This window comes from Algoriphagus oliviformis, assembly GCF_017254915.1.
Classification (GTDB): Bacteria; Bacteroidota; Bacteroidia; order Cytophagales; family Cyclobacteriaceae; genus Algoriphagus; species Algoriphagus oliviformis.
In genome coordinates this window covers 332300-349780 of sequence record NZ_JAFKCT010000004.1, presented here as the reverse complement: position 1 = coordinate 349780, position 17481 = coordinate 332300, and the positions used below count along the sequence as shown (strand labels likewise).

Sequence of the window (17481 nt, the reverse complement as noted above, 5' to 3'; positions counted from 1 at the left end):
CGAAAAAGATGATCTGTTTTTACCTCCTGTGGACGCTGGTCTACTTGCTCCTGCTGGCTGTGATGGCTGCCAAATGGCCCCGAAGCGGTTCCGAGTGTTTTTCCGGAAGCCAAAATCCCCCCGTTACCCTGCTGATCCCCCTGAGAAACGAAGCGGAAAATCTGGCGGCGCTGGCTGCCGAAATCCGAAAAATCACCTATCCCAAGCTGGAGATTTTGCTGGTCGACGATGGGAGCGAGGACGGCACCTTTGCCGGTCTGGGTGAAATGGCCAAAGCAGATCCGAGGATCGAGGTGCTGCGCAGTCCCGGCCTGGGCAAAAAGGAAGCGGTCACATTTGGGCTGAAAAGGGCCGGAGCCGAACTCATCCTCTGCACCGATGCGGATTGCAGTTTTCCGGAGCTTTGGGTGGAAAATAGGGTGGAGGCCTTTGCCGACCCGAAAGTGCAGCTCGTCGCCGGGCCGGTGATGTCGGTGGGGCAGGCTGGTTTTTTTCAGCGCTTCCAGCAGATCGAGTGGGCGAGCATCTTGCTGATGACGCAGTTTTTTTTCAGCCAAAAAAAGCCGCTGATGTGCAGCGCAGCTAATCTGGCCTATAGAAAGTCGGCCTTTCTGGAAGTAGGAGGCTATGAAGGAAATCTCCAGCATCCCTCAGGCGACGATGAATTTCTGCTCAAAAAGATCGCCGGGCGCTTTGGGAGTGAAGCTTGTCGTTACCTGCCCTTTGTCCAAAATCTCGTCTTCACCCAGCCTCAGAGCTCGCTTGCTGCATTGGTCAGTCAACGGGTACGTTGGGCGGGAAAGTGGAGGCTGCACGGGGGCTGGAGCCACGGGGTTTCGGCGCTGCTTTCCTTTTTGGCGCAATTGCTTTGGCTGGGCAGTGGGGGCTTGCTTTGGCTAGGCAATGTCGGCGTTTTGGCCTTTTTGGCGGTTTGGATGGGGAAAATGGCAGCGGAGAGCTGGGCACTCGGTAGGGTGCTGACATCGCTGAAGCTGCGGTTTTCGCCTGTTGATTTTGCAAAAAGCAGCCTCCTGCACCCCTGGTACGTGCTGACGGTAGCTGTCGGGGCCGTCCGGGGAAAATTTGAATGGAAAGGACGCGCCAATTGAAGAATGCTTATTTTAGCTTTTGAATTGAATCCTATGAGTGACGCGGAATTTGACTTGCTGGACGAGCTGTATTTTGTCCAACCCTACACCTATCTCAGCGAAGCACTCGGCTGGGAAGATTCCCTGCTGCTGGCGACGCTGGACTCGCTCTATGGACAGGGGATGATCAAATGCCTGCAATCCCCCGATGAGGAGCGTTTTGATCCCGTCGAGATCGGGAGGGAGGGCAAAAGCCTCTATTTCCTCGCCACCAAAAAAGGGCTGATGGCCCACAACGCACTGTAATCCTTGATAGACGAAACCTACAAATACGAACGGAAAGGACTGGAACTGAAAGCCCTCTTGGAGATCACCCAGGCGATCAACGAGAATCAGTCCGAGGCCGTCTTGGTCAATATTTTCAAATTCACCTGCTTGGTGCATCTGGATATCAAGGCGCTGATACTCTATGTGTCCAAGGACGAAGTCTTCGAGCGCAAAATCTCCCACGGGGTGAAGGGAAATGTGCCCCTGATACTGAATACCGACCAGGTGGACGACCAAAAGGAATCGGGACAGCTCATGATCCAGCTCAGCGACGAGTATAGCTTTGACGAGCTGGAGACCTATCTGCCGGTCTATCACAAAGACAAGATGCTGGCGATCCTTTTTCTGAGAAGAAAGTCTTCCGACAACGAACTCGACCTGGACTTCACCCAAGCCCTGGCCAATATCCTCGTGGTGGCGCTGGAAAACAAGCGCTTTGCGCGAAAGCAGCTCCAGCAGGAGGTGCTCAACCGGGAAGTGGCCATCGCCTCCCAGGTGCAGCAGATGCTTTTTCCCGCCTCGCTCCCCAATACGGATGCCCTCAAGGCCAAGGTGACCTACTACCCCCACAGCATGGTGGGAGGGGACTACTATGACCTCATCCGCAAGTCCGATGACCAAGTCTATTTCTGCATCGCGGACGTGTCCGGAAAGGGAATCGCCGCGGCGCTCCTGATGTCCAATTTCCAGGCGGCGCTTCGGACCCTGCTTCGCAGCGATGCCGACTTCAGCATGATCATCCACCAGCTGAACTATACCCTGATCGAAAACACCAAAGGCGAGCGTTTCATCACCTTTTTCCTGGGCGAGTACGACTATCGTACCAAGCGGCTCCGATTTGTCAACGCAGGCCACAATCCGCCGATTCTTTGCCGTGAGAAATCGGGCGCAACAGAGCTGCTGGAAGCCGGGACGACCATTCTCGGGGCTTTTGAGGAGTTGCCTTTTCTGGAGGTTGGCGAGCGGACCGACCTGGATGGGTTTACCATCCATCTCTATACCGACGGGCTGACCGAGACGATGAACCCCGAAGAGGAGGAGTTTGGCGAGGAGCGCTTCCAACAGTACGTGGACTCCCACCTCTGCGTGGATCCGGAGGACTTTCATCGGGACTTTTTTGAGCAGATGCGGGCGTTTACCCAGGAGGTGCCGCTGCGGGACGACCTGACTTTGCTTAGCCTCAGATTCAGCTAGGCGATGGTGTGGCACAGGGTTCCCCGTTTCGTTCAGCAGCTTTTTCCGAAGCGGATTTGGAAGGGGGATGCCTCTGACCGACGGGTTTACCTCACTTTCGACGACGGGCCGGTGCCCGGCGCCACGGACTATGTGCTGGAGGAGTTGGAGAAAAGAGGGCAAAAAGCCACCTTTTTCATGGTCGGGGACAATGTGCGAAAGCATGGCGGCCTAGCCAAGGAAGTAGCGTCGGCCGGGCATCGCATCGGCAACCACACCTATCACCACCTCAAGGGCTGGCATACGCCCAACCTGCGCTACCTCGAGGATATTCGCGCTTTTGATGACATTCTGGAGGAGAAGCTGGGCCTGCAAACCGATCTCTTTCGCCCTCCCTATGGCCTGATGAAGAGCTCTCAGGCCAAAGTCCTGCTGGAGACCAAGCGTATTGTCATGTGGGATGTGCTCTCGGGCGACTACGATCCGAGCTTGCCAGCAGATCGAGTTTTGGGGGAAAGCAAGGTCCATACCGAGGCCGGAAGTATCGTGCTCTTTCACGACCAGCAGAAAACCAAGGAGGTCTTGCCCAAAGTCCTGCCTGCCTACCTCGATTTTTTGCTGGAGGCGGGCTTTCAAACCGCCCTGCTATGAGCGCCTGGGGCTTGGCCGGGATCGCGGGGTTGCTGGTTTTGCAGTATGGGATTCTTTTGCTTTTGCTGAAAAAAAACTGGAAGCAGCGGGGTGTCAAGTCCTCGGGTTTTCCGATGGTTTCGATTTTGGTTTCCGCTAGGAACGAGGAGGAGCATTTACCCCATTTGCTGCGGAGCCTAGCCGCTCTGGACTATCCTGCGGAAAAGCTGGAAATCCTCCTCGCCGACGACCAGAGCAGCGACCGCACCGCCGAGATCAGCGCTGTTTGGGTCAAAGGGTATCCCAACCGAAGGCTTTTCTCCATCCGAAAAGACCAAGTCGGTTTGTACCAAGCCAATGGCAAGGCGAATGCTTTGGCCATTCTGGCGAAGGAAGCCGCGGGGGAGTTTTTCTTTTTCACCGATGCGGACTGCGAGGTACCCGCGGCTTGGATCAGGGAGGGATTGGGCAGCTTTCTGGGAAAAACGGGCATCGTCATCGGTGTGACCCAAGTGAAGGGCGGAGGCTTCTTTGGCAGGATGCAGGAGCTGGAGTGGTGGAATACTCTGGGAATAGTCAAGGCCGTGACTGATTTGGGGTTGCCCACCACCGGTCTGGGCAACAACATGGCGATCAGCAAAGAAGCGTATTTGGCGAGTGGAGGCTTTGAGGGGATCAAGTCCTCTATCACGGAGGATCTGGAGATTTCCAAGTCCATTTGCAAGGCAGGATTTGCGATCCACCACCAGGTCTCGGAGCAGATGCTGGTGAGGACAAAGGCCGAAAAGGACTGGCCTTCGCTGCTTCGGCAGCGCAAGCGCTGGGTGACCGGGGCCGCTACGCTGTCCTTTGGCTGGAAGGTGCTACTGGTGATACAGGGTTTGTTTTTCCCCGCTGCGATAGCCTTGCTCTGCGTGGACTGGAAACTTGGCCTGGGGATTTGGGCTTCAAAGGCCTTTTTTCAGGGCTGGTTTTTGCGTTTTTTCGCCCGAAAGTCGGGTCAAAAGATTGCGTTTTTCCCTTTGATTTTCTTTGATTTTTACCAGATTGCAAGTCTCAGCCTAACGATTCTTTATTACTTTTGGCCCTCCAAAGTACAATGGAAGTCCCGCAATTACCCATGAACCTGATCGATACCCACGCGCATATTTATTCCAGCAAGTTTGACGCAGACCGTGACCAGGTCATCGCCGAGATCAGGGAGGCGGGCATCGAGCGGATCTACATGCCCAACGTGGACGTGGATACCATCGACCGCATGCTGGACTGCGAGTCGCGCTACGGGGATCTTTGCATTCCCATGATGGGGCTCCATCCCTGCGACGTCAAGGAGGGGTTTGAGCAGCAGCTCTATGTGATGGAGGACTGGCTGTCCAAGCGGTCCTTTGCCGCGGTCGGTGAGATCGGCACGGACCTGTACTGGGACAAGACTACTTTTGATATCCAAAAAGAGGCGCTGAACGTCCAGCTCGGCTGGGCCAAAAACTATTCGCTCCCGATCGTGTTACATTGCCGGGAGTCCATCGACGAGACCATTGAGCTCATCGAAAAAGCCCAAGACGGATCCCTGTCGGGGATATTCCACTGCTTCACCGGCACGCTGGACCAGGCCCAGAAAATCATCCAGTTGGGTTTCCTCTTGGGAATAGGCGGCGTGTCCACCTACAAAAACGGAGGCTTGGACAGTGTCATTCCCCACGTGGGATTGGAGCACCTGGTCTTGGAGACCGACGCGCCCTACCTCGCGCCGGTGCCCCATCGCGGCAAGCGGAACACTCCAGCTTACCTTCCAGCAATCGCGCAGCGTGTGGGGGATCTCCTCCAGACCTCGGCCGATGAAGTCGCGCTGGCGACCAAGGCCAATGCGCTGAATCTATTCAAGGAAATTACGGTATGAACTATAAAATCGTCCGACTAAATACGGGGCTCAAGACCGCCAAAACCGCCTCTGTCCTGATCATCTACACCGGGGGTACTCTCGGGATGGCCTATGACGAGTCCGGTTCGCTGGTGCCCTTCAACTTTGGCCAGATCCTGGAGAAGATCCCCATCCTCTCCAACATGGACATAGCCATCACGGTGATATCCTTCCCTGAACCCATCGATTCCTCCAACGTGTCCATGCGCCACTGGAAGGATATGGCCTATATCATCTTCGAAAACTACGACAGCTACGACGGTTTCGTCGTGCTGCATGGCACCGACACCATGGCCTACTCGGCCTCCATGCTGAGCTACATGCTGAAGGGGCTCAACAAGCCCGTGATCTTCACCGGTGCCCAATTGCCGATCTCGGCGATGCGCTCGGATGCCCGCGAAAACCTGATGACTGCCTTGGAGATCGCCACGGCCAAGATGGGCGGGCGGCCCATCGTGCCGGAGGTCTGCATTTTCTTCAACCACATGCTGCTCCGCGGCAACCGCTCCAAGAAGGTGCAAAGCATACACTTCGACGCTTTCGAGTCGGAAAACTACCCCAATCTCGCCGAGGCGGGCATTGTGATCGACTACAATACCAATGCGATCCGGCCCTACGAAGCCGCCAAAAAGCTGAAAAACCTGAACCATCTGGATAACCGCGTGATGGTGTTGAAGCTTTTTCCAGGCATCACGGACAAGATCATGGACGCCTGCTTCGCCATCGAGGGCCTTCGCGGTGTGGTGCTCGAGACCTATGGCTCAGGCAATAGTCCCTCAGAGGCCTGGTTTATGAACTCCCTGGAGCGGGCGATCAAAAAGGGCCTGATCATCCTCAATGTGTCCCAGTGCAATGGCGGCCGGGTGATCCAAGGTAGGTATGAGACCAGCAAGGAGCTCTTGGCGGTAGGCGTGACCAGCGGGGCCGATATGACCACGGAAGCCGCAGTGACCAAGCTGATGTTTCTTCTGGGACAAAACTACAGCCGCGAGGAAATCTGCCTGAAACTGACCCAGTCTTTGGCGGGAGAGATCACTGCCTGATTTTTTTGGGAAAAGTACCAAGTCGGTTTGGATGCTGCCGGAAAAAAAGTTTTCTTTGCACTCCGATTCAGAAAAAGGGGTCGGAAAATCAACCTAGAGAGGTGTCCGAGTGGTTGAAGGAGCACGCCTGGAAAGTGTGTATACTCCAAAAGGGTATCGAGGGTTCGAATCCCTTCCTCTCTGCAGAAACAGGTCTCAACTTGCTAATAAATAGCGAGTTGGGATTTTTTGTTTTAGGGCGCAGGTGCAAAACCAGGGGCGAGGTTGGGCTTGTTTGAGGGCAATCAATTTTTTAACAAATCAAAAATATACCAATCGGTATTTTTATTCCTATCTTTGCCCCGGCAGCACGCTAGCTATGTCAAAGGCAGAGAAGACACGTCAGTATATCATCGAGAAGACCGCGCCCTTGTTTAACCGCAAGGGCTATTCGGCCACTTCGCTCCACGATATGGTGGAGACGACTGGCCTGACCAAGGGCAGTATCTACGGCAACTTCCGGGACAAGGAAGAGGTGGCTCTGGAGGCCTATGGCTACAACAGTCGGAGGCTCGTGCAGCAGGTCGCGGAGGCGCTGGCCCATGCCGATTCGGCCTATGGGAGGTTAGTTGCTTTCATTGGCTTTTATCGGGCTAGCTGGCAGGCCATCGCGGAGTCCGGAGGATGTCCGCTGATGAATGCGGCGGTGGAGTCGGATGACCTTTTGCCCTTCATGCAGCCTCATGTAGGCCGTTCTTTCCTGCTTTGGAAAAGAAAGTTTGCGGAGATCCTGGAAGAGGGAATCGCAAACGGGGAATTTAAAAATGACATTTCTCCCGAGAAGTATGCCGTTACCTTTGTGGCCATGCTCGAAGGTGGGATTCTGCTTTCCAAGGTGGCCGGGGATTCCTCGGATTTGTTTACCGTGCTGGACCGCATGAAGGATGTGGTCGACAGGGAGATTAGAAAATGAGCTTTCGCAGAAATCATACAGCAAAACATAAAACCAAAAATGAAAAGAGTAGTCGTCACAGGCATGGGAACCATCAATCCTCTGGGGGATTCGGTGGGTGTCTTTTGGGAGAATGCGCTGAAAGGCGTGAACAACACCGCGATTGTCAGCAAGTTTGACGCGTCCCGGTTTCGCACGCAGGTAGCCAGCGAGGTGACTGGCTTTGATCCACAAAAGTACCTCGACCGCAATGAGGTCAAGCGCACGGATCTTTTTACCCAATACGCCCTCTACAGTGCCTCCCGGGCGCTGGAGGATTCCGGGCTGGACCTACAGGCCATGGATCCCTTCGATATCGGCGTGATCTGGGGAGTGGGGCAAGGCGGTATGGAGACCTTTGAGTCGGAGGTGGAAAACTACGTCAAGGGCGACTATGCGCCGCGATTTAGTCCCTTTTTCATCCCCAAGCTGCTCCTCAACATGGCTTCTGGGATGATTTCCATGAAGTTTGGCCTGCAGGGGATCAACTATGCGCCGGTGTCTGCCTGCGCCACGTCCAACACCGCCTTGATGGACGCCTTTAACTATATTAGACTGGGCAAGGCCAAGGCTTTCATCACCGGGGGCTCCGAAGCCCCGATCACTCCGGCTTCCTTTGGAGGCTTTGCGGCAATGAAGGCAATGTCAGGCCGAAACGACGATCCCAAGACCGCCAGCCGTCCTTTTGACCGGGATAGGGATGGTTTTGTGATGGCCGAGGGTGCCGGGGCTTTGATCCTCGAAGAATACGAGCATGCCAAGGCCCGCGGGGCAAAAATCTACGCAGAGGTGGTGGGTGCCGCGATGACCGCCGATGCCTACCACATGACGTCTCCCCATCCCGAGGGGCTTGGTGCGGCAAAAGCCATGGGCTGGGCCTTGGAAGAAGCCCAGGTCAATGCTTCCGATTTGGACTATCTGAATCTCCATGCGACGTCCACCCCGGCGGGGGATATCGCCGAGCTGAATGCCGTGGCCAAGGTGTTTGGCGGGTCAAAAAACCTCTGGGTGAGCTCTACCAAGTCCATGACTGGGCATTTGCTCGGGGCTGCCGGAGCGGTGGAGGCGATTTTGTCGATCAAATCCATCACCGACAACGTAATCCCCGCCTCGATCAATATCGAAAACCTTGATCCCGAAATCCCCGAGGGAATTCAGGTCGCGGTCAACCAGCCCAAGGAAAAGACCGTGAACGTGGCCATGAGCAATGCCTTTGGCTTCGGTGGGCACAATTCCACCGTAGTGTTCAAGAAGGTGTAGTCTTGCCGGATGCGCAAAGCAAGAAAGCCAGCCTGGGCGACCGGGCTGGCTTTTCTGTTGCTGGTGGTTCTTTTACGCGAGGCCGGCGACGACCTCTTCTCCCAGTCCGAAAGAAAGTGTCATTCCAGCTCCGCCCATGCCGTTGACGATGGTGACGGTGTCGTCGATGTGCTTTACAAAGTGCGTGTCTCCGTTGGTCATCTTGGGGTAGATCCCGTGCCAGGAGCTGTCGATTTCCCAGTTTTTGAACTGGGCGAAAGTCCTCAGGAAATCCACGATGAGCTTGTTGATGTGGCTTCGGTCAAAAGGGTCGAAGCCAAGGCCATACTCGTGGCTGTCTCCGATGGTGAGTTCGCCAAGGCCGTTTTGCGAGACCATCACGTGGATTCCCAGGTCCAAAAGCTCTTGGTGCTGCGCTTCATAGACTTTTTTCAGTTGGGGAAGGGAAGGGGCGACCTGAAACCCCTTGTAGTGGATGAAGCTCAGGCCTGCGCATAGGGGAGGGCCGATGCGCCAGTTTTGGGGCTGCTGTTTCAGCCGCATCATCTGGAGCTTACACTTGGTGATCGGGGTTTCTTCGAAAATCTCCGGGTACAGCGTTTCAAAGTCCGCTCCGCTGCAGACGAAAATCCTGTCTGCTGACCAGCTCTTTTGCCCGCTATAGACGGTGTTGCCTTGGATGCGTGAGATTGCTTTGTTCCAAATGAACTCAATCCCACCTAGGCTGGCGAGGAACTGGCCGGTCTTGAAGATGGCCTCACGCGGATCTACGATCATTTCCTCTTCCGTCCACAGGGCCCCCCTGAGTCCTTCCTTCACCGTTGCGGGGCTTTTTTGGAGGGTTTCTTCCGGGCTGAGTTGGGAAGCCGACTTGTGGCCTGCACTGGCGGAGACGTATTCATTGACCACCTGGAGCTCCAGGTCGGTATAGGCCAAGTGCAGGGAGCCGGTCTGCTCCGACCAAAATCCCGCCTTTTGGCTCATTTCCAACCAGATCTCCCGGGAGCGCATCGCCCGGTCAAAGGCGGGGCCTCGTTCCTGGCCTATGGGCCATATCATCCCGAAGTTTCTCACGGAGGCTCCTTGGGTACTTGGGTTTCTCTCGATGACGGTGACTTTCCAGCCTTTGGCGTGGAGGGCTCGGGTGACCGAGAGGCCGACTATTCCTGCTCCGATGACGATGGCGTGTGGCTGCTGCATGGGTTGCTTGGTTTATTGAAGAGAAAGGATTGCGGGTAGCTCCGTGAGAGAGTCAAGGATGTGGTCTGGCCGGGCAGTCTTCAGCTGTTCGGCGGTTTGGGCTCCGGTCGTGACCCCTAGGCTGAGGGCGCAGTTGGCAGCCTTGCCCTCCTCGATGTCCACGATGGAGTCGCCGACCTTCGCCACTTCCTGCGGGTCTTCGATTTCGAGCTTTTCCATGGCGAGGAGGATCATGTCGGGGGCAGGTCGGCTGTTTTCCACCTCGTCGGCAGTGACCAGCGCATCAAAAGTCTGTCCTTCCCTCCAGTTGAGTTTTTTCAGCAGGGCGCAGGCAGTTTGGCTGTTGTAGCCGGTGTTGAGGGCGACTTTGATGCCGTTTTTTCTCAGTAGCCCAAAGATCTCCACCGTGCCTTCGTAGGTCGAGACTTCCAGGTTGGCGTAGGCTTCTTCCAGTATGGAGAGGAAGTCCTCAAAAGCGGTCTTGCTCTTTTTCTCCAGATCTGCTAGGCCCGGTGAGGTGGCTTGGATGATGTCGCGCAGCGCCTGGAGCTTTTCCTTGCCTCCGCCCAGCAAAAGCACCTGGTCCAAGGTGACGCTGAGCCCGAGCTTATTGACGGCTGTCTGGAGGGACTTGTATACGACGTTTTGCTCGTTGACCGTGGTGCCGGCCATGTCAAACACGACCAGTCGGATCTTTTGTTTGTTGTTCATTGCTGATGGGGTTGGGGGATGGGCGTATCCCTATCCGGTATTGTTTGGATGTGTTGGCAAAATGAAAAGCCTCGCCCAGTAGGGAAAGGTCATACTCCGCCCCGACGAGCGAGGCGAAGGGGTGTCTGTTTCTGACGCTTTCCATAAACTGGATCGCGTAGGCCAGATCCTCTGGGATGTAATTGTGGAGTCCCTTGATGGTGATGATCCTCCGGACGATGGATTCTGCGTCTATTGCTGTTTTTCGCTCGGAGTACACCGCGCCCACCCATATGGCGGTACCGCCAATGTCGAGCAGGGAGATGCCTTTTTCCATCGCCGAGGCTACTCCGCTGGTGTCGATCACGAGGTCTATACCTCCCAGTTGGGCGATTTCGGCCTTTAGTGTTAGGTCTTCGGTATTGGCAAGGAAGCCTCCGTCGGCGCCAAAGTCTCGCGCCCGCTGTATTCTGTTTTCGTCCAGGTCCATTGTCCAGACGCGTTCGGCTCCGGCGTATTTGGCCATGGCGCAGGCGGAAAGCCCAAGCATCCCGGCGCCCGTCACCAGCACGTTCTTTTTCCGCAGGTTGCCAGCCAGTCGGATAGCCCCTGCGATGGTGGCGTGGGTGCAGTTGAGAGGTGCGGCTTCGCTGTCGCTGATGGCATCGGGTATCCGAAAGATGTCTGTACCCGCCTGCAGATGGCAATGGCTCGCAAAGCCGCCGCTCAGGGCGCGGTGCTCGGAGATCTGCTCATGTCCGTACTTGAAAAGCCCCAGGGACTTTTGGGGGAGTCCCCTGCTTGCCATTTCCCCCGCGTGGTCATGGGCATAGACAGACCAGGTGATCCGGTCGCCGATTCGGAGGCTTTGACCGTGGAAGTCCTCCAGTCCATCCTCTCCGAGTTCGACGATTTTCCCGATCACCTCGTGGCCCAAGACACTGGGCGAGGGCGAACAGCGTCTCCCGTGATAAGTGTGGAGGTCGCTGGTGCAGATGGTGGAAAAAGAGATTTGAATCAGCGCCTCGCCTTTTTTCAGCACGGGGAACCCCAGCTCCCTTTTGGTGAAGGGTAGGTGGGCGGCCTCAAAGACCATCGCGACGGCTGTTTTTTGATCCATGGCTAGTGCCGCCGCTTGGGCGGCTGTCGTGTCAGCCTATGCTGACTAAGCTTTGGTGTGCTGCAAAGAAGTTTAAATTTTTCCAAATAGGAAAATTAATTTCATGTAGGAAAAAGTAATAATCTCTTAACGCTGTGCGGCCGTTTTTCGGTATTTGAGTAGCTAGCTTTGGTTTTAGTTTATCGAACTGGGTTAAAACCATGGTTTTATCGGTGCGTAAAGCCTTTTTTTTGCTTTTGGGACAGTGGCAAAAGCGTGCTTTCCGCACAGAGCTCCTTGGGAGGTAAATAGGGAGAATTTTCATAATATGAAAAATATGGCTTTTCGGGTACCCGGCTTCCTTCCGCAGAAATCTACGCTGCTGCTGATGCTGGGGGCTTTTTTGTCCTACACCGGGATGTATGCGGTCCGCAAGGCCTTTTTGGCAGGGCAATACACAGGCCTAGAGCTCTATGGAATGGACTTCAAGACCATCCTGGTGATCAGCCAGGTTTTGGGGTATATGTGTTCAAAGTTTGTGGGGATCAAGTTTGTGTCGGAGATGACCAACCAGAAGCGCGCACAGTCGCTGGTCCTGCTGGTGGGGTTTGGCCTGCTGATGCTGTTGGCCTTTGCGCTGGTGCCGATGTGGCTGAAGCCGCTCGCGCTGTTTTTGAACGGCTTGCCCTTGGGGATGGTCTTCGGCCTGGTGTTTTCCTATTTGGAAGGCAGAAAAAACACCGAACTCCTGGCTGCCGCGCTGAGTGCTACGTTCATTTTTTCGACCGGATTTGTCAAGACCGTGGGGGTGTGGCTCATGCAGGGCTTTGGCGTGGGAGAGTTTGTCATGCCATTCCTCACGGGGGCGGTTTTCTTCCCGGTTTTTCTGGTGTCGGTACGGATGCTCAACCGCTCGGGGCAGCGCTCTGCCGAAGACCTGAGCCTGCGCTCCGAGCGAAGCCCCATGGACGCCCGGGCGAGACTGGATTTTTTGAGAAAGCACGGCTGGGTGTTTGGAGGCTTGGTGGTGGTCTATGTGCTGCTTACCGTCGTCCGCGACTTTCGGGACAATTTCATGGTGGAGTTTTGGGCGGAGCTGGGCATGCAGCACAAGCCCGAAATGATCACGCTCACGGAGATTCCGGTAGCCGTACTCGTGCTCGTGGTGACGGCATTTGGGGTATTGATCCGGGACAATCGCAAGGCTTTCAACTATGGTATGCTGCTGAGTCTATGCTGCTGCGTGGGCATCGTGTTGCTGACCCGTCTGTTTGACAGTGGGGCAGTGTCGCCGGTAGGCTGGATGGTGATGAACGGGGTGGGTCTGTACTTGCCCTACATCCTCTTCCATTGTCTGATTTTTGAGCGCTTTGTGGCCATGCTCAGGTTTACGGGCAACGTGGGCTTTCTTTTTTACATGGCTGACGCGCTGGGCTACACCGGCAGCGTGGGCGTGATGCTCTTCAAGGAGTTTAGCGACTCCCCCCTGACCTGGGTCAATTTCCTCGGCGACCTAAACCAGACCGCCGGGGTCGTGATGGCCGGTGTCTGCGTGCTGACGCTGGCGCTGCTCCAGACTCGGTCCAGGAAGCGCCCGGAATTTTCCCTGCATTCCTAGCCCATGCTGATCAGGTAGGTGACCAGGAGCTCCGCGTCGGACTGGGTTTCGTTTTTGGGAACGTGGGGGATGTTGCCGTCAAAAAACAGGGAGTCTCCCTCCTCCAGGTCAAAAGTCTCCGAGCCCAGGCAATAGCGGATCTTGCCCCGAAGGATGTAGAGGTATTCAAATCCCGCCGTGGACACCGGCTCCCGCTCGGCCCCGCTTTTGAGCGTGAGCAGGGTGATCTCCATGGATGACTTTTCGATGGGATAATTGAGGATCATCTGGTACTCGTAGCCGATGGATTCCTCTTCCTTGTTGAGCTGCGTGTACTCGCTTTTCTTTCGAAGGATGTATCCGCTGAAGTCGTTTTCCGACTTGAGGTCGCTGAAAAAGTCCGCAACGCCGAGGTCGAAGGCTTGGATGAGCTGTATCAGGGAGGGGAGCGTCGGGATGATGCGGCCGTTTTCTATCTTGGAGACCATGGCTATGCTCATCCCGGATTTTTCGGCCAGCTCCCCCAGTCTCCATCCCTTTTCCTTACGGATAGACTTGATTTTGTTGCCGATCTGGACGGTCAGGTAGTCGGAGGAGTTCATCGGTATTTTTTGCGGAAATGTATAGACATTTTCCGGAGGTGAAAAAACAATGCCGAAGAAGCTCTGGAAATTTCTCTTTGAGAAAAAAAGCAGGGTTGACCTGCGCCCCTCGTCGGAGAGAAAAGGCGTGCAGTTTTGTTGCAAAAGTCTAAAAATCCTTTTGATCGTCCTTTTTCCCAGCCTACTTTTGCGCCGTGGTAAAAAGCCTCTTCCATATCTTCCTCTGCTCCGTGCTCATGCTCAACAGCATGGTGTACTCGGTCATCCGGGGAAGCTATGAGCTGAACAAGGCCTACATCATCGAAAATTTCTGCGTGAACAAAGACAAGCCGATGATGAACTGCGACGGCAAGTGCTACCTCGCCCAGCAGATGAAAGAGGCCAAGGAAAAGCGGGATGCCAACGCCACCCACAAATTCAGCACTGACTTTGGGATCTACATCCCGGCTCCGGCTTTGGGGCAAGTCTATCAGACGCTCGTGTCAGCGATTCACCAGCCTGAGGCCATGTACAGCGAGCCGGTTACTTTTTTGGTTGCGCAGGAAATCAACAAGCCGCCCACGGCCTGATTTTTCACCCCTACCCAGTTCACCTTTTCGATCCCGGGCTTTGAGCCTGGTCTAGATCGCCGATAGCCTGGGCTATGGGGGAAAGGTGTTTTCAAAAAATGATTATCCGCAATCTTGCCAGTAAGCGAATTTGCTTCTTCAATCGAGCCTGTCTGCTTAGGCAGGCTGGAAGACCGATGACCGAAGTAGGGCAAGGCCTAGAGTTTGGCCTTCTTTCGTATCGTTACGGCTACCTACTGGCATAAAAGCGGACAATCATATTTCAAAAAATCCCAACAGCGAATCCGACGGGCGCTAGGCGCTTTTCGGCCAACTCCCTCTTGCCAATCGGCAAGAAAGTGAGCGGCGCTGTGTCTTTATTCCAACCAATCCAACGATGAAAAATCCATCACAAAACATACAGGCATCAGTATTCCAATTCATTCTAATGATCGGCCTTGCCCTACTCAGTACGGCTTGCATCGAGGAGGACTCCGGTCCCAACTCGGAGAAGTCGGGCGAGTTTTCGCTCGAATTTGACAACATCGTGGGCGAGGAGACCTTTGGCCTGGCTCCACGAACCTACACCAACGCAAGGGGGGAGGAGTTTTCCATCACCACGCTACAATACTTTGTCAGCAACATCAAGCTCTACACCGAGTCCGGCGAGGAGTATGTGGTGCCCCAGGAGGACAGCTATTTCCTGATCCAGGGCAGTGACCGCGACACCCGATTTGCCAAGCTGGTGGTGCCGGAGGGGGACTATTCGAAGGTTTCTTTCGTCTTGGGCGTGGACAGCCTGCGGAATACCATGCCGGTGGAGGAAAGAACCGGCGTGCTCTCCTTTGACCCTTCCCATGGACATTCCGGAGGGGGAATGTATTGGGGCTGGAATAGCGGGTATATCTTCCTGAAGCTGGAAGGTACCTGCCCGCTGATCTCGGATGACCAGCAGGGGGATCCTACAGGAAAGAAGCAGTTCAAATACCACATCGGCGGCTTCGGAGGCTACAGCGCGCCCACGCTAAACAATATCAAGGAGGTCACCATGGACCTGAAGCAAGGTGGTCTTGCGCAAGTGCGTGAGGGGCTGAGGAGCAACGTCCATCTTTTCGTGGACGTCATGCAGATTTTCGACGGGCCAAATAGCTTCAGCATTCCAGAGCACCCCACGGTGATGTTTAGCGACTTCAGCGTGAACGTGGCCAATAATTTCCCGGGCATGTTCCGACACGACCATACGGAAAACTTCAGCAAAGGAGAAGAAGGTCTGTAAGCGATGTTGGCGCCAAAATCAGGTTTTTCCATTCTTTCCAAGGCCTTGCCACTACTGCTGCTTTTGGCGGTGGTGGCTTGGTCTTGTGGTCGTGGCGAGGAGGAGCCGGAGCTTTTCCAGGGCTTTGTACAGCCGGAGGGTTTCCCCGAGCCTCTATATAATATGTCTCGAAACGAGGTGACCAAAGCCGGCTTTGAACTCGGCAAGCGGCTCTTTTTTGAGCCCAGCCTGTCGCGAAACAATACCATCGCCTGCGGCAGTTGCCATATCCAGACGGCGGCTTTTACCCACCACGGACATGACGTGAGCCATGGCATCGACGATCAGCTCGGCATACGCAATCCCCAGCCGATCATGAACCTGGCCTGGAGCGAAGGCTTCTTTTGGGATGGGGGAGTCTTTGACTTGGATCTGGTGGCGATCAATGCGATCACGAGTCCGGTGGAGATGGATGAGAATGTGCCCAATGTGCTGCGCAAACTGCGGGAGCATCCCGAGTATCCGGGATTGTTCAAGAAGGCCTTTGGCACTGAGGAGATCACCGACGCGCGGTTTTTCAAAGCACTCTCCCAATACATGCTCATGGCGATCAGCGACCAGTCTCACTATGACCAAGTGCGCAGGCATGAGGCTGAATTCACCGAAGAGCAGCTGGCCGGGTATCGGGTTTTCCAGAAAAGCTGCGCCAGCTGCCATGCCGAACCCCTGCTCACGGATCGCAGCTACCGCAACAATGGCCTCGCACCCAATCCGCTGGACGACCAGGGCCGGTACGATGTCACGCTCAATGCTGCGGACAAGTACAAGTTTAAGGTCCCCAGCCTGCGAAACTGGGAATACACCGCGCCATACATGCACGATGGACGCTTTCTCACGCTCAATCGCGTGATCGAGCACTACCGCAGCGGCTTGGTGGACTCGGAGACGCTGGATCCGGTCTTCCGAAACGAAGATGGCTCCATCGGTATCCAGATGAGCGATTCCGAAAAAGAGCAACTGATCGCCTTTCTACAAACCCTGACCGACCGAGACTTCGTCACCAATCCACTTTTGGCGGAGCCGGTCCTCAACAGCCCTTTTAATAAATGAAAACCAAACTCATAACCCTGATTCTCTTTGCCTCGCTGTCTTTTCCGGTTTTGGCCTGCGACATCTGCGGATGCGGGGTGGGAAGCTACTACCTGGGGATTTTGCCCGATTTCAGCGACAAGTTTGTCGGGCTGCGCTACCAGTCCAAGCTGCTGACCACGCATCTCGGGCCCGGCGGCGAGCGCACGCCGCTGACCTCTGACGAAAGCTACCGCAGCATCGAGGCCTGGGGCGCTTGGAACTTCGGCTCCAAGTGGCGGGTGATGGCCATTTTGCCCTACAACTTCAATAGCCGAGCGCTGGAAAACGGCAGCCTCAAAGGGCAAAAGGAAGGACTGGGCGATGTGGTGGGGATCTTGAACTACAAGCTTTTCGAATCGCGCATCACCACGTCCAATTCCAAAATGCTGGCCCACTCCCTGTGGCTGGGAGCTGGGGTAAAAGCACCCACGGGCAAGTACGAAGACGGGGAGCAGCTCATGCCCGACTCGCCCAACAACTTCCAGCTGGGCTCGGGCAGCACGGACTTCTTGGTCAATGCCGCCTACGACATACGCCTGATGGACTTCGGGGTCAACGTGAACACGAGCTACAAGCTCAACACCGAGAATCGCTACGACTACCGCTACGGCAACAAGTTTACCGGCAATCTGCTGGCCTACTACAAGTTTAACATCAAGCAGAAGGTCCGTGTCGCTCCCAACGTCGGCCTGCTTTATGAGAGCCAAAGTCCGGATCTGCTTTATAATAGGTATGAAGTCTACCAATCCGGCGGCGACTTGCTCAGCAACGTAGTCGGCGTGGAGGTGAATATGGGACCTTTGTCCCTGGGTGCAAACTACCAGATACCACTCAGCCAGAACCTTGCGCATGACCGGGCGCTGGCCGGCAATCGGCTGATGACGCATGTTTCCTTTAATATAAGGGGAAAAAAGAAGGAGGAACCGACGCTGTTTGGCATGTAGGCTAAA

At 55.2% G+C, this 17481-nt stretch carries 18 protein-coding genes and 1 tRNA gene; 15 read left to right on the top strand and 4 right to left on the bottom strand.

Annotated elements, in window-relative coordinates:
- The first annotated feature begins 8 nt into the window (after positions 1-8).
- From J0A68_RS11990 to fabF, 10 genes are all read left to right on the top strand, one after another.
- Positions 9-1109 carry a glycosyltransferase gene (locus tag J0A68_RS11990; RefSeq protein WP_206578450.1) on the top strand — a complete coding sequence of 367 codons (1101 nt, stop codon included), beginning with the start codon at positions 9-11 and terminating at the stop codon, positions 1107-1109.
- Between the two features lie 33 nt (positions 1110-1142).
- Positions 1143-1394 (top strand): hypothetical protein, encoded by a 252-nt coding sequence (locus J0A68_RS11985; protein WP_206578449.1) that lies wholly within the window; start codon positions 1143-1145, stop codon positions 1392-1394.
- Between the two features lie 3 nt (positions 1395-1397).
- Positions 1398-2609, top strand: coding sequence for a PP2C family protein-serine/threonine phosphatase (locus J0A68_RS11980; protein ID WP_206578448.1), 1212 nt, complete (start codon positions 1398-1400; stop codon positions 2607-2609).
- A gap of 3 nt (positions 2610-2612) precedes the next feature.
- Entirely contained in the window at positions 2613-3239 is a 627-nt protein-coding gene (locus tag J0A68_RS11975) for a polysaccharide deacetylase family protein (protein WP_206578447.1), read from the top strand.
- The gene (locus J0A68_RS11970) at positions 3236-4342 is read left to right on the top strand and encodes a glycosyltransferase (protein WP_206578446.1); all 1107 of its coding nucleotides are present in this window, start codon (positions 3236-3238) and stop codon (positions 4340-4342) included. The genes J0A68_RS11975 and J0A68_RS11970 overlap by 4 nt, the downstream gene beginning before the upstream one ends.
- Entirely contained in the window at positions 4339-5115 is a 777-nt protein-coding gene (locus J0A68_RS11965) for a TatD family hydrolase (protein WP_206578445.1), read from the top strand. The genes J0A68_RS11970 and J0A68_RS11965 overlap by 4 nt, the downstream gene beginning before the upstream one ends.
- The gene (locus tag J0A68_RS11960) at positions 5112-6179 is read left to right on the top strand and encodes an asparaginase (RefSeq protein ID WP_206578444.1); all 1068 of its coding nucleotides are present in this window, start codon (positions 5112-5114) and stop codon (positions 6177-6179) included. The genes J0A68_RS11965 and J0A68_RS11960 overlap by 4 nt, the downstream gene beginning before the upstream one ends.
- A 95-nt stretch (positions 6180-6274) precedes the next feature.
- Positions 6275-6362: transfer RNA gene (locus tag J0A68_RS11955), tRNA-Ser, on the top strand.
- A 175-nt stretch (positions 6363-6537) separates the two neighbouring features.
- The gene (locus J0A68_RS11950) at positions 6538-7131 is read left to right on the top strand and encodes a TetR/AcrR family transcriptional regulator (RefSeq protein WP_206578443.1); all 594 of its coding nucleotides are present in this window, start codon (positions 6538-6540) and stop codon (positions 7129-7131) included.
- 39 nt (positions 7132-7170) lie between these two features.
- Positions 7171-8409: a beta-ketoacyl-ACP synthase II gene (gene fabF / locus J0A68_RS11945; RefSeq protein WP_206578442.1), complete on the top strand. Its 1239-nt coding sequence runs from the start codon at positions 7171-7173 to the stop codon at positions 8407-8409.
- A gap of 72 nt (positions 8410-8481) precedes the next feature.
- Here the strand turns inward: fabF and J0A68_RS11940 are convergent, their stop codons facing one another.
- The 3 genes from J0A68_RS11940 to J0A68_RS11930 are packed head-to-tail and all read right to left on the bottom strand — an operon-like array spanning position 8482 to position 11419.
- Entirely contained in the window at positions 8482-9609 is a 1128-nt protein-coding gene (locus tag J0A68_RS11940; protein WP_206578441.1) for a TIGR03364 family FAD-dependent oxidoreductase, read from the bottom strand.
- A 12-nt stretch (positions 9610-9621) separates the two neighbouring features.
- Positions 9622-10320, bottom strand: coding sequence for a phosphonatase-like hydrolase (locus tag J0A68_RS11935; RefSeq protein ID WP_206578440.1), 699 nt, complete (start codon positions 10318-10320; stop codon positions 9622-9624).
- Positions 10283-11419 (bottom strand): zinc-binding dehydrogenase, encoded by a 1137-nt coding sequence (locus J0A68_RS11930; protein WP_206578439.1) that lies wholly within the window; start codon positions 11417-11419, stop codon positions 10283-10285. The genes J0A68_RS11935 and J0A68_RS11930 overlap by 38 nt, the downstream gene beginning before the upstream one ends.
- A gap of 316 nt (positions 11420-11735) precedes the next feature.
- Here J0A68_RS11930 and J0A68_RS11925 point away from each other — a divergent pair, with 316 nt between their 5' ends.
- Complete coding sequence (locus J0A68_RS11925; RefSeq protein ID WP_236025553.1) at positions 11736-13016, top strand: DUF5690 family protein; 1281 nt, start codon at positions 11736-11738, stop codon at positions 13014-13016.
- On the opposite strand, the gene J0A68_RS11920 is transcribed toward J0A68_RS11925, so the two are convergent.
- Positions 13013-13597, bottom strand: coding sequence for a helix-turn-helix domain-containing protein (locus J0A68_RS11920; RefSeq protein WP_206578437.1), 585 nt, complete (start codon positions 13595-13597; stop codon positions 13013-13015). The two genes, J0A68_RS11925 and J0A68_RS11920, sit on opposite strands and share 4 nt — an antisense overlap.
- Before the next feature lie 194 nt (positions 13598-13791).
- Between J0A68_RS11920 and J0A68_RS11915 the strand changes: the two genes are divergently transcribed.
- The 4 genes from J0A68_RS11915 (at position 13792) to J0A68_RS11900 (ending at position 17475) form a co-directional block, all read left to right on the top strand.
- Complete coding sequence (locus J0A68_RS11915; RefSeq protein WP_206578436.1) at positions 13792-14166, top strand: hypothetical protein; 375 nt, start codon at positions 13792-13794, stop codon at positions 14164-14166.
- Between the two features lie 376 nt (positions 14167-14542).
- Positions 14543-15421: an MbnP family protein gene (locus tag J0A68_RS11910; protein WP_206578435.1), complete on the top strand. Its 879-nt coding sequence runs from the start codon at positions 14543-14545 to the stop codon at positions 15419-15421.
- A gap of 3 nt (positions 15422-15424) precedes the next feature.
- Entirely contained in the window at positions 15425-16510 is a 1086-nt protein-coding gene (locus J0A68_RS11905; protein WP_206578434.1) for a cytochrome-c peroxidase, read from the top strand.
- The gene (locus J0A68_RS11900; protein ID WP_206578433.1) at positions 16507-17475 is read left to right on the top strand and encodes a transporter family protein; all 969 of its coding nucleotides are present in this window, start codon (positions 16507-16509) and stop codon (positions 17473-17475) included. Before J0A68_RS11905 ends, J0A68_RS11900 begins: the two co-directional genes overlap by 4 nt.
- Positions 17476-17481 lie beyond the last annotated feature (6 nt).